Source organism: Antrihabitans stalagmiti (genome assembly GCF_016482825.1).
GTDB lineage: Bacteria > Actinomycetota > Actinomycetes > Mycobacteriales > Mycobacteriaceae > Antrihabitans > Antrihabitans stalagmiti.
This window is the reverse complement of sequence record NZ_JAEMNV010000006.1, coordinates 100,855-127,709: the sequence shown is the minus strand read 5'-3', so window position 1 is coordinate 127,709 and position 26,855 is coordinate 100,855. Positions and strand designations below refer to the sequence as shown.

22 protein-coding genes are annotated in these 26,855 nt (G+C 64.1%); 15 read left to right on the top strand and 7 right to left on the bottom strand.

Annotated elements, in window-relative coordinates; translation table 11 throughout:
- Position 1: 1 nt before the first annotated feature.
- Entirely contained in the window at positions 2-1,426 is a 1,425-nt protein-coding gene (locus JGU71_RS19015; protein WP_233529801.1) for a DHA2 family efflux MFS transporter permease subunit, read from the bottom strand.
- A 67-nt stretch (positions 1,427-1,493) separates the two neighbouring features.
- Positions 1,494-2,138 carry a PadR family transcriptional regulator gene (locus tag JGU71_RS19010; RefSeq protein ID WP_199705862.1) on the bottom strand — a complete coding sequence of 215 codons (645 nt, stop codon included), beginning with the start codon at positions 2,136-2,138 and terminating at the stop codon, positions 1,494-1,496.
- 105 nt (positions 2,139-2,243) lie between these two features.
- Here JGU71_RS19010 and JGU71_RS19005 point away from each other — a divergent pair, with 105 nt between their 5' ends.
- Positions 2,244-3,272, top strand: coding sequence for a glutathione S-transferase family protein (locus tag JGU71_RS19005; RefSeq protein ID WP_307829720.1), 1,029 nt, complete (start codon positions 2,244-2,246; stop codon positions 3,270-3,272).
- Here the strand turns inward: JGU71_RS19005 and JGU71_RS19000 are convergent.
- Together JGU71_RS19000 and JGU71_RS18995 are read right to left on the bottom strand one after the other, a co-directional pair.
- Positions 3,257-3,649, bottom strand: a complete 393-nt coding sequence (locus JGU71_RS19000; protein ID WP_199705860.1) for a VOC family protein — start codon at positions 3,647-3,649, stop codon at positions 3,257-3,259. The two genes, JGU71_RS19005 and JGU71_RS19000, sit on opposite strands and share 16 nt — an antisense overlap.
- Positions 3,646-4,551, bottom strand: coding sequence for a helix-turn-helix domain-containing protein (locus tag JGU71_RS18995; RefSeq protein ID WP_199705859.1), 906 nt, complete (start codon positions 4,549-4,551; stop codon positions 3,646-3,648). The genes JGU71_RS19000 and JGU71_RS18995 overlap by 4 nt, the downstream gene beginning before the upstream one ends.
- Before the next feature lie 45 nt (positions 4,552-4,596).
- Between JGU71_RS18995 and JGU71_RS18990 the strand changes: the two genes are divergently transcribed.
- The 7 genes from JGU71_RS18990 (at position 4,597) to JGU71_RS18960 (ending at position 16,711) form a co-directional block, all read left to right on the top strand.
- A complete protein-coding gene (locus JGU71_RS18990) occupies positions 4,597-5,301 on the top strand; it encodes a YbdD/YjiX family protein (RefSeq protein ID WP_199705858.1) in 705 nt (234 codons plus the stop codon).
- A gap of 85 nt (positions 5,302-5,386) precedes the next feature.
- Positions 5,387-6,247 carry an alpha/beta fold hydrolase gene (locus JGU71_RS18985; RefSeq protein ID WP_233529753.1) on the top strand — a complete coding sequence of 287 codons (861 nt, stop codon included), beginning with the start codon at positions 5,387-5,389 and terminating at the stop codon, positions 6,245-6,247.
- Positions 6,248-6,304: 57 nt separating this feature from the next.
- Positions 6,305-7,498 (top strand): ABC transporter ATP-binding protein, encoded by a 1,194-nt coding sequence (locus JGU71_RS18980; protein ID WP_199705857.1) that lies wholly within the window; start codon positions 6,305-6,307, stop codon positions 7,496-7,498.
- A gap of 2 nt (positions 7,499-7,500) precedes the next feature.
- Complete coding sequence (locus tag JGU71_RS18975) at positions 7,501-8,268, top strand: ABC transporter permease (protein WP_199705856.1); 768 nt, start codon at positions 7,501-7,503, stop codon at positions 8,266-8,268.
- A 48-nt stretch (positions 8,269-8,316) separates the two neighbouring features.
- Positions 8,317-12,072 carry an ABC transporter ATP-binding protein gene (locus JGU71_RS18970; protein WP_199705855.1) on the top strand — a complete coding sequence of 1,252 codons (3,756 nt, stop codon included), beginning with the start codon at positions 8,317-8,319 and terminating at the stop codon, positions 12,070-12,072.
- Between the two features lie 157 nt (positions 12,073-12,229).
- Positions 12,230-15,985: a multifunctional oxoglutarate decarboxylase/oxoglutarate dehydrogenase thiamine pyrophosphate-binding subunit/dihydrolipoyllysine-residue succinyltransferase subunit gene (locus tag JGU71_RS18965; RefSeq protein ID WP_233529800.1), complete on the top strand. Its 3,756-nt coding sequence runs from the start codon at positions 12,230-12,232 to the stop codon at positions 15,983-15,985.
- 21 nt (positions 15,986-16,006) lie between these two features.
- Positions 16,007-16,711 (top strand): AAA family ATPase, encoded by a 705-nt coding sequence (locus JGU71_RS18960; RefSeq protein WP_233529799.1) that lies wholly within the window; start codon positions 16,007-16,009, stop codon positions 16,709-16,711.
- Positions 16,712-16,761: 50 nt separating this feature from the next.
- On the opposite strand, the gene JGU71_RS18955 is transcribed toward JGU71_RS18960, so the two are convergent.
- Positions 16,762-17,382 (bottom strand): TetR/AcrR family transcriptional regulator, encoded by a 621-nt coding sequence (locus JGU71_RS18955; protein ID WP_199705853.1) that lies wholly within the window; start codon positions 17,380-17,382, stop codon positions 16,762-16,764.
- A 70-nt stretch (positions 17,383-17,452) separates the two neighbouring features.
- Between JGU71_RS18955 and JGU71_RS18950 the strand changes: the two genes are divergently transcribed.
- Genes JGU71_RS18950 through JGU71_RS18940 form a run of 3 tightly spaced genes read left to right on the top strand, consistent with a single transcriptional unit; the run spans position 17,453 to position 20,747 of the window.
- Positions 17,453-19,000 carry a flavin-containing monooxygenase gene (locus JGU71_RS18950; RefSeq protein WP_199705852.1) on the top strand — a complete coding sequence of 516 codons (1,548 nt, stop codon included), beginning with the start codon at positions 17,453-17,455 and terminating at the stop codon, positions 18,998-19,000.
- The gene (locus tag JGU71_RS18945) at positions 18,997-19,827 is read left to right on the top strand and encodes an SDR family NAD(P)-dependent oxidoreductase (RefSeq protein WP_199705851.1); all 831 of its coding nucleotides are present in this window, start codon (positions 18,997-18,999) and stop codon (positions 19,825-19,827) included. Before JGU71_RS18950 ends, JGU71_RS18945 begins: the two co-directional genes overlap by 4 nt.
- A gap of 5 nt (positions 19,828-19,832) precedes the next feature.
- Positions 19,833-20,747, top strand: coding sequence for an alpha/beta hydrolase (locus tag JGU71_RS18940; RefSeq protein WP_199705850.1), 915 nt, complete (start codon positions 19,833-19,835; stop codon positions 20,745-20,747).
- A gap of 16 nt (positions 20,748-20,763) precedes the next feature.
- Here the strand turns inward: JGU71_RS18940 and JGU71_RS18935 are convergent, their stop codons facing one another.
- Positions 20,764-21,657 carry an ABC transporter substrate-binding protein gene (locus JGU71_RS18935; protein WP_199705849.1) on the bottom strand — a complete coding sequence of 298 codons (894 nt, stop codon included), beginning with the start codon at positions 21,655-21,657 and terminating at the stop codon, positions 20,764-20,766.
- Between the two features lie 139 nt (positions 21,658-21,796).
- On the opposite strand from JGU71_RS18935, the gene JGU71_RS18930 reads away from it, so the two are divergent.
- Genes JGU71_RS18930 through JGU71_RS18915 form a run of 4 tightly spaced genes read left to right on the top strand, consistent with a single transcriptional unit; the run spans position 21,797 to position 25,360 of the window.
- The gene (locus JGU71_RS18930) at positions 21,797-22,750 is read left to right on the top strand and encodes an ABC transporter substrate-binding protein (protein WP_233529751.1); all 954 of its coding nucleotides are present in this window, start codon (positions 21,797-21,799) and stop codon (positions 22,748-22,750) included.
- Positions 22,751-22,797: 47 nt separating this feature from the next.
- Positions 22,798-23,955 (top strand): ABC transporter ATP-binding protein, encoded by a 1,158-nt coding sequence (locus JGU71_RS18925; protein ID WP_199705847.1) that lies wholly within the window; start codon positions 22,798-22,800, stop codon positions 23,953-23,955.
- Positions 23,952-24,635: an ABC transporter permease gene (locus JGU71_RS18920; protein ID WP_199705846.1), complete on the top strand. Its 684-nt coding sequence runs from the start codon at positions 23,952-23,954 to the stop codon at positions 24,633-24,635. Before JGU71_RS18925 ends, JGU71_RS18920 begins: the two co-directional genes overlap by 4 nt.
- On the top strand, positions 24,632-25,360 hold the full coding sequence (locus JGU71_RS18915) for an ABC transporter permease (protein ID WP_199705845.1): 729 nt from the start codon (positions 24,632-24,634) through the stop codon (positions 25,358-25,360). Before JGU71_RS18920 ends, JGU71_RS18915 begins: the two co-directional genes overlap by 4 nt.
- A 37-nt stretch (positions 25,361-25,397) precedes the next feature.
- Here the strand turns inward: JGU71_RS18915 and JGU71_RS18910 are convergent, their stop codons facing one another.
- Positions 25,398-26,597, bottom strand: a complete 1,200-nt coding sequence (locus tag JGU71_RS18910) for an NAD(P)-dependent malic enzyme (RefSeq protein WP_199705844.1) — start codon at positions 26,595-26,597, stop codon at positions 25,398-25,400.
- Between the last annotated feature and the right edge of the window lie 258 nt (positions 26,598-26,855).

Sequence of the window (26,855 nt, the reverse complement as noted above, 5' to 3'; positions counted from 1 at the left end):
CCTAGGCGGCAGGGATCGTGTCCTTTTTGGGTGTTGGCTTCTTGGGTGCCGGGGTCTGCTCGGAGCGGGTCGGCCTGACGAACATCAACGAGGCGACCACACCGATCAGAAGTATCCCGGCTGGGAGCAACATCGATTCCGCGAGAGCGGAGTTGAACAACTCGCGCGCCTGTGGCGGAAGTGGGCCGGTCTGCTCGCCCATTGCGAAGTCGCTGCCGTTGGCTTTCGCAGCGATCCGGGACACGATCAGCGCGCCGACCGCCGCGCTCCCGAGTACCGACCCCACCTGACGAGTTGTGTTGTAGATACCAGCACCAGCGCCTGCCTGTTGCGGCGGCAGTCCGTGGGTTGCCGTGGCGGCGAGCGGTGCCCAGATGCACGCGTTACCGACGCCCATCAGCGCGATCGGGATCATGTACTTCCAGATTGCGGTGTCGGGCTCCATGATTGCGGCGAACCAGGCAAGCGCGATCGAGAAACTCAGGAAGCCGATGGCGGGGATGTAGCGCGGATGCAGCCGATCGACGAGCTTGCCGATGAAAGGTGCGAGCACGCCGGTGACGATCGCCATCGGCGCGAAGACCAGCGCGGCCTTTGTCGGTGAGAACCCGCGCACCTGCTGGGCGTAGAACATCGCGGGCAGCATCATCGCCGTGATCGCGAACGCCATCGCCGTGATGCCGATGTTGGCGAGCGAGAAGTTGCGGTCCTTGAACAGGACGAGCGGCACGAGTGGTTCGACTCGCGTCTTCGATTGGTAGTAGACAAAGCCGATCAGCACCGCGATGCCGAATGCGATCAGCAGCCAGATCCATGCCGACCAGTCGAATGTGTTGCCTTCCTGCAGACCGAACACCAGGCAGAACAAGCCGACCGCGCTCAGTGCAACGCCGATGAAGTCGAACTTGTGGTCGTTGGTCGTCAGCGACGGTACGAAGCGCCACGCCAATGCAAACGCGATGAGACCGACAGGGACGTTGACGATGAAGATCCACTCCCACCCGAGCGAGTCGACGAGGATGCCGCCCGCGATCGGTCCGACCAACGATGCGACGCCGGCAACCGAACCCCACACACCCATCGCGGTTCCACGCTTGTCCGGCGGGAAGATCCGCGTGATGACGGCCATCGTCTGCGGCGTCATCATTGCGGCGCCGAAGCCTTGGAAGACGCGGGCGAGGATCAGCATTTCGATGCTGCCGGAGATGCCACACCACAGCGACGCGATCGTGAAGACGACCAGGCCCGTCAGGTAGAGGTTCTTGGGTCCGTACTTGTCACCGAGACGGCCGGTGATCAGCAGCGGAACGGCGTAGGCGAGGAGGTACGCGCTCGTCACCCAGATGACGCTGTTGATGTCGGTACGCAGATCTTCCTGGATGGCCGGATTCGCGACGGAGACGATGGTCATGTCGAGCAGGATCATGAAGAAGCCGAGGCACAGCGCGCCGAGCGCCCGCCATGGTTTGTGTGTGATTTCCACGGGTTGTTCCTTACGTTTCGTTGGCCGCGACGGTCGGCGTCGACTGCACGTGTTTGTAGTTGGGACCCATCCAGGGCAGCTGCCCTTCGGCAATGTCGGCGACGAGCGCTCGCAGCCAGGTGATCTCGGCATCGACGACAACGCGTCGATATCCGATATCCAGCCAAAAGACCCGTGGCACACCGTTTTCGGCGGCAACGTCACCGAGCGCCGTGAGCTCGTCCGCGTGGTCCTCCAGGGCGGCGATACGTTGTTTCAGCATGTCGACGACGACGTCCGCTTCGAGATTGTGGGCTTCGGACAGGGCAAGAGGGAACAGCGGATACTCCTCGACGGGAGTCGCGAGGGCCTCCCCGAGGCGTGCACGCAATGCGGTGCGACCGGACGTCGTGACCTCGTAGGTGGTTCGTTCCGGCCGATTACCCAACCGGTCGATACCCGTCGCGCGCACCAATTCCGCACCGGCAAGCCGGTCGACCGTGTGATATAGCGAGCCCGGCCGGATCTTGACGTTGCGTTCCTCGTGCCGCTGCACGAGCAGTTGGTACATCTCGTAGGGATGCATGGGTCGTTCGAACAGCAGGGCGAGTACGGCGATCCCCAGTGGTGAGACCAATTTCGCGGCCGACTGCGTTCGAGACTCTGTTGCTGCCATGTGTGTGCACCTCCCGACCACGGCGACGCTACGCCGAACGTCCGACATAGTCCAAGCCAAATATTCCAGCTGGAATATACGCCTCCGGTCGCTATGGTGGAGGAGGTGAGCACCGACACCGGAGCACGACCAGCCGAGAAAGACTTCAAGCGCGACACCAACTACATCGAGACCCGGATAACCGCGGATGGTCGCGACGGGTACCCGGTCGAGGCGGACCGCTACCGGCTCGTCGTCGCCCGCGCCTGTCCCTGGGCCAACAGGACGGTGATCGTCCGGCGCCTGCTCGGTCTCGAAGACGCCATCTCGATGGGTATGTGCGGACCGACGCACGACGACCGCAGTTGGTCGTTCGATCTCGATCCCGGCGGCGTCGACCCCGTATTGAAGATTCCACGTCTGCAGGACGCATTTCTGGCTCGCTTCCCCGACTACGACCGCGGCATCACCGTGCCTGCGATCGTCGACGTCGGGACCGGACAGGTTGTCACCAACGACTTTCCGCAGATGACTCTGGACTTCTCGACCGAATGGACCGAGTTCCACCGCGATGGCGCCCCCGACCTCTACCCAACCGCCCTTCGCAGCGAGATCGACGAGGTGAACGACGTCGTCTTCCGCGATGTGAACAACGGTGTGTACCGCTGCGGTTTCGCGGGTTCACAGGAGGCGTACGACAAGGCCTACGACCGCCTTTTCGCGCGCCTCGACGAACTGACCGATCGGCTGGCGAAACAGCGCTACCTCGTCGGGGACTCGATCACCGAGGCCGACGTCCGCCTGTTCACGACACTGATTCGCTTCGACGCCGTCTACCACAATCACTTCAAGGCCAACCGGAACAAGCTGACCGAAATGCCGGTGCTGTGGAACTACACACGCGACCTGTTCCAGACGCCAGGCTTCGGCGACACGATCGACTTCCCGCAGATCAAAGAGCACTACTACGTCGTGCACACGAATCTGAATCCGAGCCGAATCGTTCCGAAGGGTCCGGATTTGAGCGACCTGTTCGGCGAACACGGTCGAGAAGCGCTCGGCGGCAAGCCCTTCGGCGCAGGAACGCCGCCACCGCCACCTCCTGCGAGCGAAGCGGTCCCCGCCGCGAACGGCGCGAACTACTCGCCGCGGTAGGTGCCGAACGACCAGAAAACGCCTTCGGCATCGCGGCAGGTGAAACCACGGGAACCGTAGTCCTCGTCGCGTAGTTCGATTTCGATCCGCGTTCCTGCGGCGATCGCCCGTTCGTAGAGTTCGTCCGGGTTGTCGACGACGACGTAGGCGGATCCGCTCGCCACCTGCCAATCCTGCAGTGGCCCTTCGGATCGCGCGGACCCGAGCATCACTCCCCCGCCGAGCGGTCCCCGAAGCTGGGCGTGCTCGACCACGTCACCGTCGCCGTGGACAGCAACTGCTTCGAAGTCGAACACCTCGACCAGCCAGCGGATTGCGGCGCGCGCATCGATGTATCTGAAGGTCGGCCAGATCAGTGGATTATCGCTCGTTGTCATGCGGTCCAGTCTGCGAGCTCGCCCCTACTCTCGCCTTGGACGAATGCGAACACTTCGGCCGCACGCCACACCGACGGTGCCATCCCCGCCAGGTCCCGCCAGTCGCGCGCCATGTGGGCCTGGTCGTAATAGCCGCAGCGTGCCGCCACCTCGGAGAGCGGCGGGATCTCGACCTGGCGCAGCATCTCGTGCGCGACGCTGAATCGCGCGATCCTGGCCGAATCCTTGGGTGTCACACCGAATTCGGCAGAAAACCTGTTGACGAGATGACGCCTGCTCCAGCCGACGTCCGCTGCGACCTCGGCCACCCGGTTGCCTCCCCCGCTGCCGACGAGCAGACCCCACGCGCGTTCCAACGTCGGGTCCATCACGTAGTCGTCGGCGCGACGCAGGAAGATCTCGTCGAGCACATCGAACCGTGACGGCCAATCGTCATGGAGTGCAACCCTTTCCCGCAATTCACGGGCGTCCGCGCCGAGCAGGTCGTCGAGGTCGACCAGCCAGCCGCCGAGCGCGGCCGTCGGCACACCGAAGATGGCTCGCGCCCCCAGCGGAGTAAAGGCGGCCTGAATGCCGTGCTGATTGCCGTCGTGGGAGATCGTGCACGGTACCGAGGCGATTCCGCTGGCAAGGGTGTGCCAGCGACTGCGATCCTGCGGACGTTCGACAGCGCGCGAAACGTCGAGAGGATCGCCGATCGTGATGATGACCGTGAGATACGGCGACGGCATTCCCACGTGCTCACCAGGCGCAAAACCCTGCAGGCGATAACCGCTGTATCCACGCACGAATTGCCTCAACCTCGGTGCTGCGAGGCGAAACGATCCCTCCGAGATCCCGGTCACCTTTTCCAGCGTAGGGAGTCTGTGTGGAACAAACCAGCCGAACCGGTTCGTTGCCATAGAGTTCACCCGACCCCGGCACACACGAGGTAAGGCAGGTTTTCGATGGCGTTCTGGAAAGAGCGAGTCGAGCGTTCGGTCCGTTCGGTGCTCGACGACGGTAGCCGCCTACAGGCCCCCGCAGTTGCGAAGTACGTCGACAAGATGCGGCGTGCCCACCCCGACGAAACGCCTGCTCAGATCATCGCGCGGATGGAGAAGCTGTTCCTGATCGCCGTGACCGGCAGCGGCACCGCAGTCGGCGCGGCAGCCGCTGCGCCGGGTGTCGGCACGGCAGCCTCGCTCGCCGCGGCGGGTGCCGAAACGGCGTTCTTCCTGGAAGCGTCGGCGCTGCTGACCCTTGCGGTCGCCTCCGTGCACGGCATTGCACCCACCGACGACGAAAATCGTCGCGCCCTCGTCCTCGCCGTCGCCCTCGGCGACAGCGGCATGGACATCGTCGAGCGCACGGTCGGGCATTCCGCCAAGAACTGGGGCACGCTGCTGACCAACCGGATTCCCGGCATCGGCTCGATGAACGACAACCTGCTGAAGAAGTTCATCACCCGCTTCGTCGCCAAACGCGCAGCGCTGATGGCGGGCAAGATCATTCCCGCCGGCATCGGAGCCGTGATCGGTGGCGCGGGTAACCGCGTGCTCGGCAAGGGCGTCATCGCCAATTCGCACAAGGCGTTCGGTCCGCCGCCCGCCCACTGGCCTGCAAAGCAGCTGCTCATCGAGCCAGACCCTCAACCTTCGATCGAGAGTTGATAACGAACCCACCTATCGTCGAATCGGGCGTGTAACGTCACCGCACGCTCGATTGACAGTGTTGTCACGACGAAGGTGGTGTCCGATGGCGCGCAACTCCGCGACGAAGCAATCCGAAAAGCCCAGGTTGCACGTCCAACGGTCCGGCAGCGGCGATGCCACCATGCTGCTCATCCACGGCTTCTCCGACAACCAGTCGACGTGGCACAAGGTGACGCCGAGCCTCGGTCGGGGGTACCGACTACTTTCGGTCGACCTGCCCGGCTTCGGCAAGGCATCACCGAACTGGTCGGAACCACTGATTCCCGGCTACGTCGAACTACTGCGCGAGCTGATCGAAACCGAAGGCTGCGGCCCTGTGGCGGTGATCGGCAATTCGCTCGGCGCAGTGACCGCTCTCGCCCTGACGTCGGCGCACCCGACATTGGTGAGCAGCCTGGTGCTCGCCGACATGCCAGGTATCGATCGACTCCCCCGCCTCTGGCAGGTCGCCCTCTCGACGCCGACCGAACTCGCACTACGAGCAGCCACCGTGCCCGTACCCGCGGCGCTGTTGCAGAAGGCTATCGGCATCGTCTATGCAGGCGCGAGCATGCGGCATCCGCTGCAGCCCGGACTAGCAACGGTACGAACAAGTTTCGACACCCACTACGCCGAGAAATCGCGCGTATTCGGCCTGTTTCCGCTCGGCCGCAGTGTCTTGCGCGGCATTGCCGAGTTACCGATCCGGGCAATGGTTCTCGATTCACCCGTTCCGACCATGCTGCTGTGGGGGCAGTACGACCTGCTGACACCGTCGCGAAAGGCGCGCAGCTTCTTCAGCGGTCCGCTACGTCGCGTCGTCGTCATCGCGGACTGCGGTCATTGCCCTCAGCTCGACAAGCCCGCCGAATTCCTCGATGCCGTCCTGCCGTTCGTGCGGACGCGGGTTCGACTCGCGGGGTAAGTGCACGTCCCGGCAGGTACCCTCGACCGAGATTCGACGATGCGAGGGGATTTGCCGATGACCGGTCCTTCATTGACCAAGGACGATCGACAGGGGCCAGGTGGGCCCTTTCTAGAGGTGCACAGCCTCACCAAGCAGTTCAAGTCGACCACTGCGGTCAACAATTTGAGCTTCTCGGCACCACCCGGCTCGATCACCGGATTCCTGGGCCCGAACGGTGCGGGCAAAACGACGACCCTGCGCATGATGCTCGGCCTCATCCAGCCGACATCGGGTTTCGCGACGGTCGGCGGTGTCCCGTTTCAGACGATCGCCAATCCGGCACGTTCCGTCGGCGCCGTGCTCGACTCGCTCAGCCTGCATCCGAAGCGATCGGCGTTGGGCCACTTGAAGATCTACGCGAGCGCGATCGGGGTGCCCGATGCCCGCGCGAGCGAAGTTCTTGCGCTGGTCGGACTTTCGGAGGTCGCGAACCGCAAGGCGGGCGCGTTCTCCCTCGGTATGCGGCAGCGCCTGGCACTTGCGACCGCCCTGCTCGGCGACCCGCCCGTGTTGATCCTGGACGAGCCTGCCAACGGACTCGATCCCGAAGGCATCGCGTGGTTGCGCGACTTTCTCAAGTCCTACGCCAAACGTGGTGGCACCGTGCTCATTTCGAGTCACTTGCTGCGCGAGGTCGAGCAGACCGTCGACAACATCGTGATGATCAGCCGCGGCAGCCTCGTCTACCAGGGCACCCTCGAAGATCTCCGCGCGTCCGGACGCAGTCGCGTACTCGTCAGCAGCTCCAACCCTGCCGGACTCGCGACGGCACTCGCCGAGAAGAACGTGACCGACGCGCAGGTGCTGCCCGACGGCAGGCTTGCCGTCGTCGGTCTGCGCACCGAGGACATCACATCCGCCGCCGAGGCGGCGAACATCCAGATCTTCGGTGTTGCAGCCGAAACCGTCGATCTCGAACAGCTCTTCCTTTCGATGACGGCAGGGCAGTTCGTCGCACAGCACGGCCAGCCCGGCTACGGCCAACCGCCCGCTGGCTACGGCCCGCCGCCCGGGTACGGCCAGCCTCCCAGCGGCTACGCTCCCCCGCCGCAGAACTACGGACCACCGCCCCAGAACTACGGACCGCCACCACAGAACTACGGACCGCCCGCCGGCTACGGACCCCCACCTCCCGGGTACGGACCGCCACCCGGGTACGGCGATCCGCAACAGCCGGGCCAGCCCCAGCAGCCGGGCGGGGGTAACTGATCATGGTTGCTCTCCTGACATCGGAATTTCGTAAAGTCACCACGCTGCGGTTCTGGTGGGCGTTGCTCATCGCTCCGCTGACGGTCGGCCTGTTCGCCAGCGCGATCATCGCCGGTATCGCAAATCAGAGCGCCGACCTCGACCTCGACGAGGCAGTCGCAGGTGCCGCGTTCATCGGCTTGTTCATCGCCGTCGTTCTCGCGATCCTGTTCGCCGCCATCTTCGGCGCCCTCAACGCCGGCACCGAGTTCACCCACAAGACCATCACTCCGACGTTTCTGACGGCGTCCGGTCGCGATGGTGTCATCGGCGCGAAGTTGTTGATATCGGCGGCATTCGGTCTGCTGTACGGGCTTGTGGTCGAGATCGTCAGCGTTGCCGTCATCCTGATCTTCGGCCAAGGCGACATCGAGTTCGACGGGCTGCTGTTCAAGGTTCTCGCCGCAGGGCTGTTCGTCGTCGTCGCGTGGTCGATCATCGGTGCCGGACTAGGGCTGCTGTTCGGATCGAGCCTTGCTGCTGTGCTCGTCGTCGTGATCGGCCCTATCGCCGACCTCATCATCGGGCTTATCCTCTTCGGCTTCGGGCTCGACTCCGCGCGTTCCTACATGCCGTTCGGGGTCACGACCTCGACGCTTGCGGTCGGCGAGTTGGACAGCGACGACGCGGGCATCGCACCGTGGCCGGTGCCGCTGTTGATGGTGCTGTTCTACGTGGTCGCGATCGTCACCGCAGGCTGGCTGGTCGCGAGGCGTCGCGACGTCACCTGATCGATCGGGTCCGCCGGGTGTCGGAGGTCCGAGCTACCGTGGCGAGCGATGGCACGCGACGACGAACCCGGCTGGATCGCCAAGCTGTGGAAACAGAGCTGGACACATAGATACGTGACGATCGGCGCCCTGAGCGCCACTTTGGTCGTCGCGGCAATCGAGATTGCGGGTCCACTGCTCACCAAGGCGGCGCTCGATTCCGCCGACGCAGGCACGACCGAACGGATCGGTGCCATCGCCGCACTGCTCGCGGCGCTGGCACTGATTCGGTTCGGCGCTCAGTTCGGGCGCCGGATGCTCGCGGGCAAGCTCTCGCTCAACGTTCAGCACGACCTCAGGCTGTCGTTGCTTTCCTCGCTACAGCGCCTCGACGGCCGCGGTCAGGACGACATTCGTACCGGCCAGATCGTGTCGCGCTCGATCACCGACCTGCAACTCGTGCAGGGCCTGCTCGCTATGGTCCCGCTGTCGGCTGGGGCCGCCGTGCAGTTCGTGCTCGCGGTCGCCGTGATGAGTGTGCTTTCGCCACTGCTGACGCTCGTCGCGCTCTCGGTCGTCGTTGTCATCGCAGTCCTCGTCTACCGGATCCGGCCACGACTGTGGGCTGCGACGTGGTCGGCTCAGCAGCGCGCCGCCGAGCTCGCGCAGCATGTCGAGGAGACCGTCACCGGCGTTCGGGTGGTCAAGGGCTTCGGGCAAGAGGCACGGATGGTCGACCGCCTGGAAGGCCTGGGCCGCAGGCTGTACGCCGAACGACTCCGTGCCGCGAAGATCAATTCACGATTCGCGCCGAGCTTGGCCGCACTCCCACAGGTCGGGCTGGTTGGGGTGATCGCGTTCGGTGGCTATCGCGCGCTGAACGGCTCGATCAGTGTCGGCACTCTGCTCGCCTTCGCTGCCTATGTCGCGACGATGACGGCAACAACTCGAACCCTGTCGTCTGTGGTGATCATGGCCCAACTCGCTCGCGCCGCGGTCGAGCGGGTGTACGAAGTGATAGACACCGAGCCTGCCGTCGCCGACCGCGCCTCGACGATCGCCCTGCCCGACGGCCCGGTCGGTATCGAGATCCGTTCCGTGCATTTCGGTTTCGAGCCCGAGCGTGAAATTCTCTCCGGTCTCGACCTGACCGTTCGACCTGGCGAGACCGTCGCGATCGTCGGCGCTGCCGGCGCAGGAAAGACAGCACTGTCGCTGCTGCTCACCAGGTTCTACGCCCCGACCGACGGCAGCATCGCGCTGACGACCGACCACGGTCGGATCGACATCGCCGACCTGCGTGGTGACGAACTGCGGTCGGCGATCGGACTGGTCTTCGACGAACCGTTTCTTTTCTCCGACACCGTCGCTGCGAACATCGCGCTCGGCATGCCCGAGGCGACCGACGACGAGATTCGCAACGCCGCCCGCCTCGCCGCAGCCGACGATTTCATCACCGAACTAGCCGATGGCTACGACACGGTCGTCGGGGAACGTGGGCTCACCCTGTCCGGCGGCCAACGACAGCGCATCGCACTGGCACGCGCGATGCTCATCGAACCGCGGGTGCTTATCCTCGACGACGCGACCTCGGCGGTCGATGCCCAGACCGAAGCCGCGATCTTCGACGCCCTACCCGCTCGCGGCCTACGGACCACGTTGATCCTCGCGCACCGCATGTCGACCTTGGCTCTCGCGGATCGTGTCGCCGTACTCGACGGCGGCACGATCGTCGACAGCGGAACGATCGACGAATTGTCGCGTCGCAGCGCCGCGTTTCGGCGGTTCGCGCAGACCTCGGCAGCACACGACGATGCCGACATCTCGGCCACCGCGAACAACGGCGACCTGTGGCCGGATCGGCAGGAGCCGAGCGAGCGCACGACCGCACCGACTCCGCAGACCCCGCGCGGTGGTCCGATGAACAGCGCGCTCGGCGGTATGGCGGCAACCCCCGCACTCCGCGCCGCGGTTGCCGCCCTGCCGCCCGCGGTCGAAGAACCGCACGCCGATGCCACACAGCTGCGCAAGCCCGACCCCAACTTCAGGCTGGCTCGCCTGCTGGCACCCGTCGCCTCCCTGTTGGCACTGGTAATCCTCTGTCTTGCAGCGGATTCCCTGATCAGCATCGCTTTCCCCGCGATCGTGCGCCATGCCATCGACTACGGCGTGGTTCCGCAGCAACCCAGTGCGTTGTGGCAGGCGAGTGCTTTCGCGATAGCGCTCGTCGTCGTCGACTGGTTCGTCGTCGCAGCGATGACCGTCATCACCGCGCGGGCAGGCGAGCGGCTGTTGTTCGGGCTGCGCGTCCGCAGCTACGCGCATCTGCAGCGACTAGGGCTCGACTACTACGAGCGCGAACTGTCGGGCCGGATCATGACGAGAATGACCACCGACGTCGACGCACTCTCGACGTTCCTGCAGACCGGTCTGTCGTCGGCTGTCGTTTCCATCCTGACCCTCGTCGGTATCTCCGTCGCGCTGCTGGTGACCGACGCCGGCCTCGCACTCGTCGCACTCGCTGTCCTGCCCCCGGCGATCATCGCGACCGTCGTGTTCCGGCGCATCTCGTCGGCGACGTACACCGTTTCCCGGGAGCGCATCTCGATCGTCAACGCGGATTTCCAAGAGAACATCACCGGGTTACGGGCGGCGCAGGCCTACCGGCGCGAAGCATTCGCAGCCCGACGGTTCGCCGAACGCGCGCTGAGCTACCGCCGCAGTCGGATGCGTTCGCAACTCGCGATTTCGATCTACTTTCCCGGCATCGCGATGCTGTCCGATCTCGCCCTCGCCGGGGTGATCTTCTTCGGGGCGCACCAGGTCGCGACAGGGCAAACCAGTTCGGGAACCCTTGTCGCATTCGTGCTGTATATCGGTCTGCTGTTCGGCCCGATCCAACAGCTGTCGCAGGTGTTCGACGGGTATCAGCAGGCAGCGGTCGGGTTGCGAAGGATTCGTGATCTGCTGCGGACCGAGAGTTCCATCGAGGCTGTCGAAGCTGCCGACGTCGTACCGATTCGATCCCGTCTCGACGGCGACGTCACACTCGCCGATCTCAGCTTCCGCTACAACAAGGCGGAGGTGAACGCGCTGACCGACGTCACGCTGGACATCCCTTCCGGTGCCACGGTCGCGCTCGTCGGGCGTACCGGCGCGGGCAAGTCGACGATCGTCAAACTCATTGCCCGCTTCTACGATCCGACCGACGGCTCGGTCCGCGTCGATGGCACCGACATCCGTCGCTACCCGCTCGGGCAGTACCGCGCGACGCTCGGCGTCGTCCCTCAGGAAGCGCATCTGTTCACCGGCGATGTGGCAAGCAACATCGCCTTCGGCAAACCCGACGCAACCAGGGCAGAGATCGAGGCGGCAGCCGCTGCGGTCGGGGCATCGGCGACGATCGCTGCACTCCCGGGCGGCATGCGACAACCCGTCGGCGAGCGCGGTCAGGGCCTCTCGGCAGGGGAACGACAATTGGTTGCCCTCGCCAGAGCCGAACTGGTCGATCCGGACATTCTGCTCCTCGACGAGGCAACGGCGACGCTGGATCCCGCGACCGAAGCGACCGTGCTGCGGGCGAGCAAAGCGGTCACACGACGCCGCACGGCAGTCGTCGTCGCGCATCGCCTCGCCACAGCCGCGCGTGCGGACGTGATTGTTGTCATAGCCGACGGCCGCATCGCCGAAGTCGGTGAACACGAAGTGCTGCGATCCGCCGGCGGGCTTTATGCGCGGCTTTGGCAAGCAGCAGAAGGTGACCGGTCTACGACGATCGACGACGGAGTGGCCGCCTTCGACTCGTTTGCCGCACCGAAGCGGTAGCCGAGACCAAGTGGAGGGATTCTGCGCGCCGTTAAGACGACAGGTCTAGCCTTGAAAAGTAGACGTGCAGATTGTGGATTGCAGAAGGAAACGAGGAACACCTGCCGTGAGCAGCTCCACTTCCCAGTTCGGACAGAATCAATGGCTGGTCGACGAGATGTACCAGCGATTCAAGGACGACCCGTCGTCCGTCGACGAGAGTTGGCACGAGTTTCTGACGGACTACACACCAGAGGCAGCCGACGCCGCGAACGGCAAATCGGAGGCACCTCCGAAGCCAGCCGCAACTACTGAGCAAGCCCCTCCGGCGAAGGCTCAAGCAGCGAAGCAGGAGGCTGCCAAGCCTGCTGACGCCAAGCCTGCTGACAAGCCCGCCGAGAAGGCGCCTGCCAAGGCCGAGGCTCCGAAAGCCAAGCCCGAGCAGCCGAAAGCCGCGGCAGCACAACCGGCCTCGAAGAGCTCCGATCGGGCGGCACAGTCCACCCCCGCGCCGTCGTCGAACGCACCGAGTCCCAAGGCTGCGTCCAACGGCAAGGCCGAGGAGACGAAGATTCTGCGCGGCGCCGCTGCTGCGGTCGTCAAGAACATGTCGGCATCGCTGACCATTCCGACGGCAACGAGCGTGCGGGCGATCCCGGCGAAGTTGATGATCGACAACCGACTCGTGATCAACAACCACCTCGCTCGTACGCGCGGTGGCAAGATCTCGTTCACGCACCTGCTCGGGTACGCGATCGTGCAGGGCGTCAAAGCACTGCCGAACATGAACCGGCACTTCGCCGAGATCGACGGCAAGCCGAATTCGGTGACGCCTGCGCACACCAACCTCGGCCTCGCAATCGACCTTCCCGCAAAGGATGGTGGCCGCACTCTCGTCGTCGCGGCGATCAAGAACTGCGAGACGATGAACTTCGCGCAGTTCCACGCCGCGTACGAGGACGTCGTCCGTCGTGCCCGCGACGGCAAATTGACGGGCGAAGATTTCGCCGGCGTGACGATCTCGCTGACCAACCCGGGCACCATCGGAACGGTCCACTCGGTGCCGCGCTTGATGCCGGGCCAGGGCACGATCGTCGGTGCCGGTGCGATGGAGTACCCCGCCGAATTCCAGGGTGCAAGCGACGAGCGGATCGCCGACATCGGCGTCGGCAAGTTGATGACGCTGACCTCGACCTACGACCACCGAATCATCCAGGGTGCGGAGTCGGGCGAGTTCCTTCGCACGATCCACAACCTGTTGATCAGCGACGAGTTGTTCGACGAGATCTTCCACGCGATGGGGATTCCGTACGAGCCGATCCGGTGGCGCAAGGACATCCGCGAGCGGGGTGTCGACAAGAGCACGCGGGTGCTGGAAATGATTGCGGCATACCGTCAGCGCGGTCACCTGATGGCCGATTCCGATCCGCTGCGCCTGGTCAAGGACAAGTTCCGCAGCCACCCGGACCTCGACGTCATCACGCACGGACTCACGCTGTGGGATCTCGACCGCGAGTTCAACGTCGGCGGCTTCCAGGGCAAGGAGCGGATGAAGCTGCGCGACGTGCTCAGCATCCTGCGCGACTCGTACTGCCGCCACGTCGGCGTCGAATACATGCACATTCTCGAACCCGACCAGGTCAAGTGGCTGCAGGAGCGGGTCGAGAAGAAGCACGTCAAACCGACTGTTGCGCAACAGAAGTACATTCTGAGCAAGCTCAACGCCGCCGAGGCGTTCGAGACGTTCCTGCAGACGAAGTACGTCGGCCAGAAACGGTTCTCACTCGAAGGCGCCGAGACCGTCATCCCGATGATGGACGCGGTCATCGATCAGAGTGCCGAGCACAGCCTCGACGAGGTCGTCATCGCAATGCCGCACCGCGGTCGCCTCAACGTGCTCGCCAACATCGTCGGCAAGCCCTACTCCAAGATCTTCACGGAGTTCGAGGGCAACATGAATCCGTCGGAGGCGCACGGCTCCGGCGACGTCAAATACCACCTCGGCGCATCGGGCACCTACATCCAGATGTTCGGCGACAACGACATCGAGGTTTCGCTCACCGCCAACCCGTCACACCTGGAAGCAGTCGATCCGGTGCTCGAAGGTCTGGTTCGTGCGAAGCAGGATCTGCTCGACAAGGGTGACGGCGCAGGCGGCTTCTCGGTCCTGCCGCTGATGCTGCACGGCGATGCCGCGTTCGCAGGCCAGGGCGTCGTTCCCGAGACGCTCAACCTCGCGGGCCTGCGTGGCTTCCGCACCGGCGGCACGATTCACATCGTCGTCAACAACCAGATCGGTTTCACGACCGCTCCGGAACTGTCGCGTTCGAGCGAATACTGCACCGACGTCGCAAAGATGGTGGCAGCACCGGTCTTCCACGTGAACGGCGACGATCCGGAAGCGTGCACGTGGGTGTCGCAACTCGCAGTCGACTTCCGGCAGCAGTTCCACAAGGACGTCGTCATCGACATGATCTGCTACCGCCGTCGTGGCCACAACGAGGGCGACGACCCGTCGATGACACAGCCGTACATGTACGACGTGATCGACACCAAGCGCAGCGTCCGCAAGACCTACACCGAATCGCTCATCGGTCGTGGCGACATCTCGCTCAAGGAGGCCGAGGACGCACTGCGCGACTACCAGGGCCAGCTGGAACGGGTGTTCAACGAGGTGCGCGAGCTGGAAAAGTACAAGGCGGAGCCGACCAAGTCGGTCGAGATGGATCAGGTCATCCCGACCAAACTCGTTACCGCCGTGGACAAGTCGATCCTGCAGCGCATCGGCGACGCGTTCGTCAATGTGCCGGAAGGTTTCTCGGTCCATCCGCGGGTCAAGCCGGTGCTCGAACGTCGTCGCGAAATGGCGTACGAGGGCAACATCGACTGGTCCTTCGCCGAGGAGTTGGCGTTCGGCACCCTGATCGACGAAGGCAAGAGCGTTCGCCTCACCGGCCAGGACGTCCGTCGCGGCACCTTCACGCAGCGCCACTGTGTGATCATCGACCGCAAGACCGGGGCCGAGTACACCCCGCTGCACAACATCGGCACCGAGAATCCGGGCCGGTTCGCCGTGCACGATTCGTCGTTGAGCGAATTCGCGGTGCTCGGCTTCGAGTACGGCTACTCGCTCGGCAACCCGGACGCACTTGTGTTGTGGGAAGCGCAGTTCGGTGACTTCGTCAACGGTGCGCAGCCGATCATCGACGAGTTCATCTCGTCCGGTGAAGCCAAGTGGGGTCAGCTTTCCGAGGTCGTCGTGCTGCTCCCCCACGGTCACGAGGGGCAGGGTCCCGACCACACGTCGGGCCGTATCGAACGTTGGCTGCAGCTGTGTGCCGAAGGTTCGATGACGGTTGCGGTTCCGTCGACACCGGCGAACTACTTCCACCTGCTTCGCCGCCACGCGAACGACGGCATTCGTCGTCCGTTGATCGTGTTCGAGCCGAAGTCGATGCTGCGCAACAAACTTGCGGTGAGCAACGTCAAGGACTTCACGGACGGTAAGTTCCACTCGGTGTTCGACGAGCCGACCTACGAGAGCGGCGACGGCGACCGGAGCAAGGTCAAGCGCGTGCTGCTCACGAGCGGCAAGTTGTACTACGAGTTGCTGACGAAGAAGCAGAAGGAGAATCGCGACGACATCGCGATCGTGCGTATCGAGCAGCTGTACCCGATTCCGAGGTACCGGATCAACGAGGCGCTCGACGGCTACCCGAACGCGACCGAATTCTTCTGGGTACAGGAGGAGCCGGCGAACCAGGGTGCATGGCCGACGTTCGGTCTGTACCTACCGGAGTACCTGCCGGAGAAGTTGACCGGGATCAAGCGCATCTCGCGGCGCGCGATGTCGGCACCGTCCTCCGGGTCGAGCAAGGTGCACGCGGTCGAACAGCAGGACATCCTCGACAGGGCGTTCGGGCCGAACGACTAAGTGCTGGAAAGAGATACACGACTGCCACTCGCGCGGGTCGAGCTTCGTCCTCGGACGAACTTCGATCCGCGCGCGTGGTATTTCGACCTGCCTGTGATCGCGGCTCTGCGCGACGACGGCATCGAGTTCGATTCGCCCGTGACGGTGATCGTCGGAGAGAACGGGGTCGGGAAGTCGACACTCGTCGAGGCGATCGCAGGCAGCTGGGAAGGCGGTCTGCGGGCGCAGGATTCGATGTGGTCGGCGGGTTCGGGGGCGGGTGACACCGATCTCGGCAACCATCTGGATTGCATCGGTGCACAACCACGTCCGCACGGCGGCTGCTTTTTGCGATCGGAATCGATGCATCAGCTGTTCGCTGACGAAGACGGTCGGCGGGTTCGAAAGACAGACGCGGTGTGGAGCGAGCTGTCGCACGGACAGTCGTTTCTGCGCTATGTCGCCGAACGTCCGATCGGCATCGGCCTGTGGTTGCTCGACGAACCGGAAGCAGCGCTGTCTTTCCAGTCATGCCTTGCCCTGCTCGGCGTGATCGGCGATCTGGTCGCCGAGGGGTCACAGGTGATCATGGCGACGCATTCACCGGTCCTCGCCGCGTGCCCGGGCGCAGTTATCTGGGAACTCACCGACGAGGGCGTCGAGTACCCGGAGTGGGACGACCTGGACGTCGTGCGAAATTGGCGGACGTTCCTCGACGCTCCCGAGCGGTATCTGCGGCACCTGTAGCGGCTACGCCGCTCGTGAGTCCTTTCGGAGGGCGGAACCACCAAAAGGACTCACGAGGCCGAAGGCCCCAGGAGTGCAGCAGCGATCTCGGGGCCGAGTGCTACAGCAGGCAGGGAACTGACGTGCAGATCGACGAGTTCTTCCCTGGCCAGCTGCGGATCGTTGAGCCACGACAACGTCGCCTCTTCGACGAACGCGATCCAGCCGCGGACCGCGAGCCGGATCCGCGGTGTGACATCGGCGCCGCCGAGCGGAACGTTGGAGAGGATGCGCTCGACGAGGACCGACCGATTCTCTTCGGCGATCGAGCGCATTTCGGGGTCACCGCTCGCGGGTCCGCGCAGGAGCGAGACGTAGCCGTCGCGGTGCTCCGTCACGTAGTCGACGTATCGATTCATGACGTCGGTCAGCATGTCGAACGGCCCGAGCTCGGGGTTCGGCAAGAGTTGCTGGAGCAGTTCGTTGCTGCTGTGGCGGACGATCTCGACGTGAAAATCGCGTTTGGACGGGAAGTAGTGGAAGAGCAGCCCACGCGAGATTCCGGCCATCTTGGCGATCTCGTCGACCGAGATCTGCTCGAGACCGCGCAGCGACAGCATCTTCACGCCCAGCTCGAGCAGCTGGTCGCGGCGCTGTGCGGGGTCGAGCCGGATTCGCTTCACAACTCCCACACAAACACCTTACTGAATATGAGTCAATAGCCTATTGACTAGTTCTCAGTAGGACCTTATCGTTACCTACATGAGTCTCCAGGTTACAGACAATGATGTCGACCAGACGGGCGTGCGATACATCGACACGCTCATCATCGGTAGCGGTTTCGCAGGTCTCGGCGCTGCGATCCGGTTGAGTCAGGAAGGTAAGTCCGACTTCCTCGTACTCGAACGCGGCTCGGACGTCGGGGGCACCTGGCGCGACAACACCTACCCGGGCGCAGCCTGCGACGTGCCGTCGCACCTCTACTCCTACTCTTTCGCGCTGAACCCCGACTGGTCGCGCTCGTTCTCCAAGCAGGGCGAGATTCAGAACTACATCAGCGGCGTCGCACGTAAGTACAACGTGCTCGACAAGCACATCTTCGATTGCCACGTGCAGTCCGCGCACTGGAACAACGAGACCAACACCTGGGCCGTCCAGACCAACAAGGGCAAGTTCGAGGCGAAGATCCTCGTCTCCGCGGTCGGCGCGCTCTGTGAACCGTCGCTGCCCGACATCAAGGGCATCTCCGAGTTCGAGGGCGAAATCTTCCACTCCGCACAGTGGAATCACGACGCCGACCTCACCGGCAAGCGTGTTGCCGTGATCGGCACCGGCGCCTCGTCGATCCAGATCGTTCCGAATATCGCAGCCAAGGTCGAGCACCTCGACGTCTACCAGCGCACCGCGCCGTGGCTGCTGCCGCGTGCAGACCGCGAGTACACCTCGGTCGAGAAGCTCGCCTTCAAGTACGTCCCCGGCTTCCAGCGCCTCTCCCGCGCCGGCATCTACTGGATGCGCGAGACGCAGGTCATCGGCCTTGCCAAGGCACCGATCATGATGAAGCCACTCGAGCTGGTCGCCCGCGCCAAGCTGCGCGTCGAGGTCTCCGATCCCGAGCTGCGCGCGAAGGTCACCCCCGACTTCCAGATCGGTTGCAAGCGCATGCTGATCTCGAACGATTACTACCCGGCCTTGAGTCGCGACAACGTCGACCTGGTCACCGACGGCATCAAAGAGGTCCGCAAGGACGCGATCGTCACCAACGACGGCACCGTCCGTGAGGTCGATGCGATCGTCGTCGCCACCGGCTTCCACGTCACCGACTCCCCCACGTTCGGCACCATCTTCGGCAAGGACGGCCGCAACCTGGCCGACGTCTTCGAGGTCGGCGGCCAGCAGGGCTACAAGGGCTCGGCGATCGCAGGCTTCCCCAACCTGTTCTTCCTCGTCGGCCCGAACACCGGCCTCGGCCACACCTCGATGGTGTTCATGATCGAGTCGCAGATCAACTACCTCGCCGACGCGATCGCGACGATCGAGAAGCAGGGTCTGGCGACAGTCGAGGTCCGCAAGGACAAGCAGGACGACTACAACAGGGACCTGCAGGAGAAGCTGTCCAAGAGCGTGTGGATGAACGGTGGCTGCGCGAGCTGGTACCTGGACAAGCACGGCAACAACACGACGCTGTGGCCCGGGTTCACCTTCGAGTTCCGACGAATGCTCGCCAACTTCGATACCGATGCCTACGACACGACCGTCACGGTCGACACCGACACCGCTGCTACCGCCGAGATTGCGAGCGTCCGATGAGCAAGTTCGACGGCCGAGTAGCCGTAGTCACCGGAGCAGGTTCGGGTATCGGCCGCGCGCTCGCGCTCGACCTCGCTCGGCGGGGTGCCAAGCTGGCACTGTCCGACATCGATACCGAAGGCCTAGCCGAAACTGTCCGCCAGGCCGAGGCTCTCGGCGCCGAGGTCAAGTCCGATCGGCTCAATGTCGCGGAGCGCGAAGCTGTTCTCGCCTACGCCGATGCGGTGCACGCGCACTTCGGCAAGGTCAACCAGATCTACAACAACGCCGGTATCGCCTACAACGGCGATGTGGAGAAGTCCGAGTTCAAGGACATCGAGCGGATCATGGACGTCGACTTCTGGGGCGTCGTCAACGGCACGAAGGCGTTTCTGCCCTACTTGATCGAGTCCGGCGAAGGCCACGTCGTCAATGTGTCCAGCCTCTTCGGCCTACTGGCCGTGCCTGGCCAGAGTGCTTACAACGCAGCCAAATTCGCGGTGCGTGGCTTCACCGAGGCGCTGCGCCAGGAAATGATGGTCAACAAGCACCCAGTCCAGGTCACCTGCGTCCACCCCGGTGGTATCAAGACCGCGGTCGCGCGTAACGCTACGTACGCGGAAGGCCAGGACGCCGCTACCTTCGCCGAGTTCTTCGACAAGAAGATGGCGATACATTCGCCGGAGATGGCCGCTGCGACGATCACTCGCGGCGTCGAGAAGAACCACGGCCGCGTGCTCATCGGGTGGGAGGCCAAAGCCCTCGATCTGCTCGTTCGCGTCAGTGGCTCGTTCTATCAGCGGCTCGTCGCAGAGACCACAAGCCGCATCATGCCGAAGTCGCAGTAGTCGGGGTGCGCAACCTGACGCTGCCCCGCGCACTCGTGGCGACCTTGCTGCGGCCGGTCTACCGGCTCACGCTCAATCCGAGATTGTCCTTTGCGACGCAGCGACGACTTCTCGATGCCGGTGCACCGTTGCAGACGCTGCCGAGTGGCACCCTCGTCCGTGAGCTCACCCTCGCCGGGCGTCGCGCCGAAAAGATCACCGCGGGAGACGATCACCGCTCCGCCGTGCTGTACCTGCACGGCGGTGGCTACACGATCGGGTCGATAGCGACACATCGCTCGATCGCCGCCCACATCGCACGCAATGCCGGTGTGGCGGTGTTCGTCATCGACTACCGATTGGCACCGGAGAACCCTTTTCCGGCCGGTCTCGACGATGCGGAAGCGGCCTACCTCGAGCTCATCGAAGCACACGGGTATACCCCGGAGCAGGTTGCGATCGCGGGCGATTCCGCAGGCGGCGGGCTCGCCTTGGCGACCGCTCGCAGACTGATCGACAAGCACGGGGTGCGGCCAGGCGCACTTGCCTTGATCGCGCCGTGGGTGGATCCCAACGTCGTGAGTCCGAGGGCGAGCGACCTGGTACTCACGCGGCGGTGGTCGATGTCTTGTGCCGCCGCCTATCTCGGCGACGGCGACTCGACCGATCCCGGCTACGCACCACTGCTCGGCAGCCTTGCGGGGTTGCCACCGACCCTGGTGCACGTCGGTACGACGGAGTTGCTGCAGCCACAGGCCGCGCTACTCCGTGACGGATTGGTCGCTGCAGGTGTCGAGGTCGAGTACACCGAATATCCGACCCTGTGGCACTGCGCTCAGCTGCAAGCCTCGATGGTCGAGGACGCGGCTGCTGCGGTCGCCGACCTTTCACTGTTCCTGCGCACTGCGTTCGACAGGGCAGCAGAAGAGGACGTCGCCTGACGTCGGAGGTTGTGCATCACAGTCCGTGCGCATCGAGCCAGGATCTGGCGACGTCGGCAGGCCTGGCGTCGGCGTCGTCGATCTGGCGAACCATATCTGCGAGATCGGCTGTATTCAGCTCGCCTGCAACGATATTGAGTTTCATTCGCTGAGCGTCGGTGAGTGCGCCCGTGCGATACAGCGGCAGGACGTTCTGCGCCGGATAGACGAACTTCTCGTCGGCGAGCGTGACGAGATCGTCGTCCGACCCCGTGGCAGCCGAACCCCGGACAACCGCGACATCGGCGTCTCCCGTTTCCAATGCAGTGCGGAGATCTGCGCTCGGCAGGACTCGCGTTTCGCTGAACCTGCAGCCGTATTCGGTCTGCAATGCGTCGACGACTGATTGCTCCGGCGCCGCGGCCGCAGCCAGTGTCAGCGACGAACATGCAGCGCCGACATCGGACAACGATCGCGCCGACAACTGCGTTGCTCGCGGCTGCGTCATCAGAAAGGCCGGTCTATCCTGTGCCGCAGCGTAATCGGACACCGAAAGCCCGTCAGGCAGTGATCTGTTGAGGACGTCGAATACCTCGTCCGGCGTCGATTGCGTCGCATCGGGATTCAGATAGTCGAGCAGGTCGCCGCTGATTTCCGGCACCAGCGTGATGCCGCCTTCGTCCAGTGCCGCAAGATATTCCGCGCGATCGCCGATGCGTGGCTGGGTCCGTACGGTCGCTCCGGTACGTGCGAGCGCTCCCGCATAGATGTGCGCGACGACTTCGCTCGGAACGGAGTTCGCCGATCCAACGACGATCGTCGCGCCCTGTGCCGCAGGGTCGAGTACCGAATCGGTCCCCCCGCAGGCGACGAGCAATCCGAACGCAGGCACAAGCGCCGCCGCCCTCGCCAACCGTGCATACGCGGACATGCGATCGGTCACCTCGAACCTTTCTCTTGTCGACATCTTCGCCGGGACACCCTTTGTCACGAGTTTGTCGGTACGGGTCGATACACTTGCACCCTAATCGCCGCCGCTGCGCCGGAAGGACACGATGAAAATCGACACCATGTCTACCTCCCCCCGCCGGTGGCTGGTCGCCGCCGTCCTCGCGATCGCGATGGTGTCGACCGCCGCGTGTGGCGGTGACTCGGATCCGCTTGCAGGCGACGGCGGGGAGCGTAGTTCGGATCCGGACACGCTCGTCGTCGGGTCCGCCAATTTCCCGGAGTCGACGACAATCGCGAACATCTATGCAGAAGCGCTGCGTGCGAACAGCTTCGATATCGATACCAAGTTCAACATCGGCAGCAGGGAGTCCTACATCCCGGCGCTGAAGGACGGATCGATCGATCTCATTCCCGAGTACACCGGCAACCTACTGCTCGCGTACTTGGACAAGAACGCCACCGCCACATCGGCTGCCGACGTCGACAAAGCGCTGCTCGCGGCACTCGGACCCGACCTCGCGATCGCCACCCCGGCGCCGGCGGAGGACAAAGACGCCGTCGTCGTCACCAAGGAAACGGCCGAGCGCTGGAACCTCACGACGATCGCAGATCTCGCTCCGTACTCCGCGGAGGTCAAGTTCGCCGCTCCCGCGGAGTTTCAGGAACGCTCGGTCGGTCTGCCCGGGTTGAAGAAGAACTACGACCTCGACATCTCGCCGAACAACTTCGTCGCGATCGCCGACGGCGGCGGTCCGGCAACGGTCCAGGCCCTCGCGTCCGGTCAGGTCACGGCTGCCAACATCTTCACGACGTCACCTGCGATCACGAAGAACGACTTCGTCGTCCTCGAAGATCCGAAGAACAATTTCCCCGCGCAGAACGTTGTGCCGTTGTTCAGCAGCGTAAAGAAGTCGGAAAAGCTGACGAAGGTTCTCGACGCCGTCTCCGCGAAGCTGACCACCGCCGAATTGATCGAACTCAACGAGGCAGTATCGGGCGACAGCAAGACCGAACCTGCCGAAGCGGCGAAGAAGTGGGTTGCAGAAAACGGATTCGACAAACCGATCGGCTGATCGGGGCGAACACGAGGACCCCAACTTCCAGGACGGAACCGCCGATTGTGATCGAGTTCGCGCACGTCACCAAGCAATACCCGGACGGCACAACGGCTGTCGACGATCTCGACCTGCGAATCGACGCTGGTTCGTTCACCGTTTTCGTCGGTCCGTCCGGCTGCGGGAAGACCACCTCGATGCGCATGATCAACCGAATGATCACGCCGACGTCCGGGACGATTCTGGTCGACGGGCGCGATATCTCGACCCTCGATGCGGTTCAGTTGCGGCTCGGCATGGGTTACGTGATCCAGAATGCCGGTCTGCTGCCACACCGGACTGTCGTCGACAACGTGGCGACCGTGCCAGTGCTGCGCGGTGATTCGCGCCGCGAGGCCAGACGTGCAGCCCTCGACGTGCTCGAACGAGTCGGTCTGGATCTTTCGCTTGCGACCCGCTACCCCGCTCAACTCTCGGGAGGTCAGCAGCAGCGGGTCGGCGTTGCCCGCGCACTCGCCGCCGATCCCCCGATTCTGCTGATGGACGAGCCGTTCAGCGCTGTCGATCCTGTTGTCCGCGAGGACCTGCAGGCCGAAATGCAGCGTCTGCAAGCCGAATTGAACAAGACGATCGTCTTCGTCACCCACGACATCGACGAGGCCGTCAAACTCGGCGACCGCATCGCCGTGTTCGGCCGCGGGGGTCGACTGCAGCAGTACGACGCGCCGCAGCGGGTACTTGCCGCGCCCGCAACCGATTTCGTCGCAGAATTCGTCGGACGTGATCGCGGCTACCGAGGTCTGTCGTTCCGTGGCGCAGAAGACGTTGTGCTGCACGACATTAGGACCTCGACCGAAGCCGGTCTGAGTGAACTTCGGCTGCAGCAGGGCGAGTGGGTACTCGTTGTCACCGATGCAGGCGCCCCGCGGGGCTGGATCGACGTTACCGGCGTCGAATCAATACGCGCCGGCAACAGTCTCGCCGACTCCACGTCGGCAGGCGGTTCGTTGTTCGGCAGGGGCGCGGATCTACGACAGGCGCTGGATTCGGCGATCTCCTCACCATCGGGGATCGGCGTCGCCGTGAACGAAGCCGGCGCGGTGATCGGCGGCATCGACGCAGGAGAGGTCATCGCCCAACTCGCCGAACAACGCAAAGCCGAAGACCAGGCCCGCAACAGTAGACATTTCGACGGACAGCATGTCGAAGCGACCGATCGATGAATTACCTCATCGACAACTTCTCGACCGTCCTCGACCTCACGAAGACCCACATCTATCTCTCGCTGGTGCCGCTGATGATCGGACTTGCGATCGCGGTTCCCCTCGGCACAGCTATCCGCAACGTCGGCTGGCTGCGCAAACTCACGCTCAGCGTGGCGAGTATCGCGTACACAGTGCCGTCATTGGCCCTGTTCGTCATCGTGCCGCCGCTCGTCGGACTGAAAGCGGTCGATCCGCTTGTCGTCGTCATCGCGTTGACGATCTACTCGACAGCGTTGCTGATCCGCGCCGTCCCCGAAGCGCTCGACTCGGTTCCCGCTGCGGTCATCGACTCGTCGAACGCGATGGGGTTCGGGTTTCTTCGGCGCGTCCTCACCGTGGACCTGCCGCTGTCGATTCCCGTGCTCACGGCGAGTGTTCGCGTCGTCGCGGTGACCAATATTTCGTTGGTGCCGATCGGGTCACTCATCGGCGTCCACGGGCTCGGTTTTCTGTTCACCGACGGCTACCAGCGTGACTACCTCGACGAGATCGTCGCGGGCATCATCGCGGTCGTCGTGCTGGCACTCGTCATCGACGGCCTGCTCTTCGTCATCGGCCGGCTGCTGACACCGTGGACGCGAGCGGGTAGGCCGAGCGCCAAAAAGGTTGCGGCACTGGCGAAGGCAGCCCAACGATGAAACTTTTCGGCGACGCACTGTCCTACATCGTCGACAACTGGGGCAAGGGTGCCGAAGTCGATGTCCTGCTCGTGCAACATCTTTGGTACAGCTTCCTGGCCGTGTTCGCCGCGGCAGCCATAGCTGTCCCCCTCGGACTGCTGATCGGGCACGTTCGTCGTGGCGAGGCGGTGCTGGTCGGCCTGGTCAATGCCATGCGGGCGCTGCCGACACTCGGACTGCTGACCCTGCTGGTCCTGCTGATGGGGCTCGGTCTGACTCCCCCGATTCTCGCGTTGGTCATCGTCGGTATTCCGCCGTTGCTCGCGGGCACCTACGCGGGCATCGCGAACGTCGACGCCGCGACGGTGGACGCGGCGCGGGCAATGGGTATGACCGAGCCGCGAGTGCTGTTCCGGGTCGAACTGCCCAACGCGCTACCGCTGATTCTCGGCGGACTGCGGAATGCGACGCTACAGGTCATCGCGACCGCAACGGTCGCCGCCTACGTCAACCTCGGCGGCTTGGGGCGGCCGATCTTCAGTGGCCTCGCGCTACGCGAGTTCGATCGTGTGCTTGCCGCAGCGCTGCTCGTCGCCGCACTCGCCGCCGTCGTCGACGGCCTTCTGGCCCTCGTCGTGTGGGTGAGCCAACCCGGCACGGGTAGGTTGCGGCGCACGCCACGCGATGTGACGGCAGCGCTTGCCGACCTCGAACGGAGTGAGGGGTCCCCGCACTCCGTCTGACGGCGTGTGGGGACCCCTCACTCGGAACGACTGAAGTTTAGACAACACCCTCTTTGCGCGCGGCTTCCGCGACGGCTTCGGCAACAGCCGGAGCAACACGCGGATCCAGCGGGCTCGGGACGATCTTGTCGATACTCAACTCGTCGCCGAGCACCGAAAGAATCGCGTTGGCAGCAGCCAGCTTCATACCTTCGGTGATCCGACGCGCACCGGCATCGAGCGCGCCCTTGAAGACGCCGGGGAACGCGAGCACGTTGTTGATCTGGTTCGGGAAGTCGCTTCGGCCTGTCGCGACGACAGCAGCATGCTTGCGGGCGACCTCGGGATGAATCTCGGGGTCCGGGTTCGATAGTGCGAACACGATCGATTCCGGTGCCATGCTCGCGATGAGCTCCTCGGGGATCTTGCCTGCCGAGACACCAAGGAAGACGTCCGCACCGTCGAGCGCTTCGGCCGCGCCGCCGTTACGGCCGGACGGGTTGGTCCGGGCAGCGAGGTCGATCTTGACGTCGGTCAGGTTGGTGCGGTCGGCGCTGACAATGCCCTTGGAATCGAGCACGGTGACGTCGGCGATCCCGGAGGCAAGCAGGATGTTGGCGCACGCGACACCCGCTGCACCGGCGCCGGAGATCACCACGCGCAAGGTGTGCAGATCACGCTTCTGCGCCTTCACCGCACCGAGCAGTGCGGCGAGAACGACGATGGCGGTACCGTGCTGGTCGTCGTGCATAACCGGGCAGTCCAGCGCCTCGATGACGCGACGCTCGATTTCGAAGCAGCGGGGAGCCGAAATGTCTTCGAGGTTCACGGCACCGAAGCTCGGCCGCAGCAAGATCAACGTATTGACGATCTCGTCGACGTCCTTGGTATCGAGCACAAGGGGAATGGAGTTGAGTCCAGCGAACTTCTTGAACAGCGCGGACTTGCCCTCCATAACCGGCAGCGACGCACGGGGTCCGATGTCGCCGAGACCGAGCACCGCGGTGCCGTCACTGACGACGACGACGAGCCGGTCGGTCCAGGTGTAGCGCTTGGCCAACGTCTCGTCGGTCGCGATCGCGCGGCTGACCTGTGCGACGCCGGGGGTGTAGGCAATCGACAGATCGCGCTGCGTCTCGAGCGGTGCGGCCAGCTCTACCGTCAACTTGCCACCGATGTGGGAGGCGAAGATGTCCTCGTCGGTGATCTCGGACAAGTTGCTGCTTTGGGAATTGGTCGCTTCAGTCACAGAGGACACGATGACACTCCTGCTCAGGGCCCGATAACTCGGGTCCGGGTTACTGCCGGGTATGTGGAAACGGGCTGTCGGATTGCGCTTTCCCGCAAGGACGAATGGCGGATCGATCGATCGAAACCGGTGCGTCGGTCTGCCGGACGGGTGAGTCCGAACACGAGATCTGCCGCATTCTCCAGCGCGCGGGGCGGTGGCACCGACGCGCAGATGAAAACTTAGTCTGCCACCGGCCTTTCGCGCGGGGCAATCGAGGGGTCGCCG

Bases quoted from the DNA above. Each gene is read 5' to 3' on its own strand.
- JGU71_RS19015 (WP_233529801.1), bottom strand. From the start codon at position 1,426: ATGATCCTGCTCGACATGACCATCGTCTCCGTCGCGAATCCGGCCATC.
- JGU71_RS19010 (WP_199705862.1), bottom strand. From the start codon at position 2,138: ATGGCAGCAACAGAGTCTCGAACGCAGTCGGCCGCGAAATTGGTCTCA.
- JGU71_RS19000 (WP_199705860.1), bottom strand. From the start codon at position 3,649: ATGACAACGAGCGATAATCCACTGATCTGGCCGACCTTCAGATACATC.
- JGU71_RS18995 (WP_199705859.1), bottom strand. From the start codon at position 4,551: ATGGCAACGAACCGGTTCGGCTGGTTTGTTCCACACAGACTCCCTACG.
- JGU71_RS18990 (WP_199705858.1), top strand. From the start codon at position 4,597: ATGGCGTTCTGGAAAGAGCGAGTCGAGCGTTCGGTCCGTTCGGTGCTC.
- JGU71_RS18985 (WP_233529753.1), top strand. From the start codon at position 5,387: ATGGCGCGCAACTCCGCGACGAAGCAATCCGAAAAGCCCAGGTTGCAC.
- JGU71_RS18980 (WP_199705857.1), top strand. From the start codon at position 6,305: ATGACCGGTCCTTCATTGACCAAGGACGATCGACAGGGGCCAGGTGGG.
- JGU71_RS18975 (WP_199705856.1), top strand. From the start codon at position 7,501: ATGGTTGCTCTCCTGACATCGGAATTTCGTAAAGTCACCACGCTGCGG.
- JGU71_RS18970 (WP_199705855.1), top strand. From the start codon at position 8,317: ATGGCACGCGACGACGAACCCGGCTGGATCGCCAAGCTGTGGAAACAG.
- JGU71_RS18965 (WP_233529800.1), top strand. From the start codon at position 12,230: ATGTACCAGCGATTCAAGGACGACCCGTCGTCCGTCGACGAGAGTTGG.
- JGU71_RS18950 (WP_199705852.1), top strand. From the start codon at position 17,453: ATGAGTCTCCAGGTTACAGACAATGATGTCGACCAGACGGGCGTGCGA.
- JGU71_RS18945 (WP_199705851.1), top strand. From the start codon at position 18,997: ATGAGCAAGTTCGACGGCCGAGTAGCCGTAGTCACCGGAGCAGGTTCG.
- JGU71_RS18935 (WP_199705849.1), bottom strand. From the start codon at position 21,657: ATGTCCGCGTATGCACGGTTGGCGAGGGCGGCGGCGCTTGTGCCTGCG.
- JGU71_RS18930 (WP_233529751.1), top strand. From the start codon at position 21,797: ATGTCTACCTCCCCCCGCCGGTGGCTGGTCGCCGCCGTCCTCGCGATC.
- JGU71_RS18920 (WP_199705846.1), top strand. From the start codon at position 23,952: ATGAATTACCTCATCGACAACTTCTCGACCGTCCTCGACCTCACGAAG.
- JGU71_RS18915 (WP_199705845.1), top strand. From the start codon at position 24,632: ATGAAACTTTTCGGCGACGCACTGTCCTACATCGTCGACAACTGGGGC.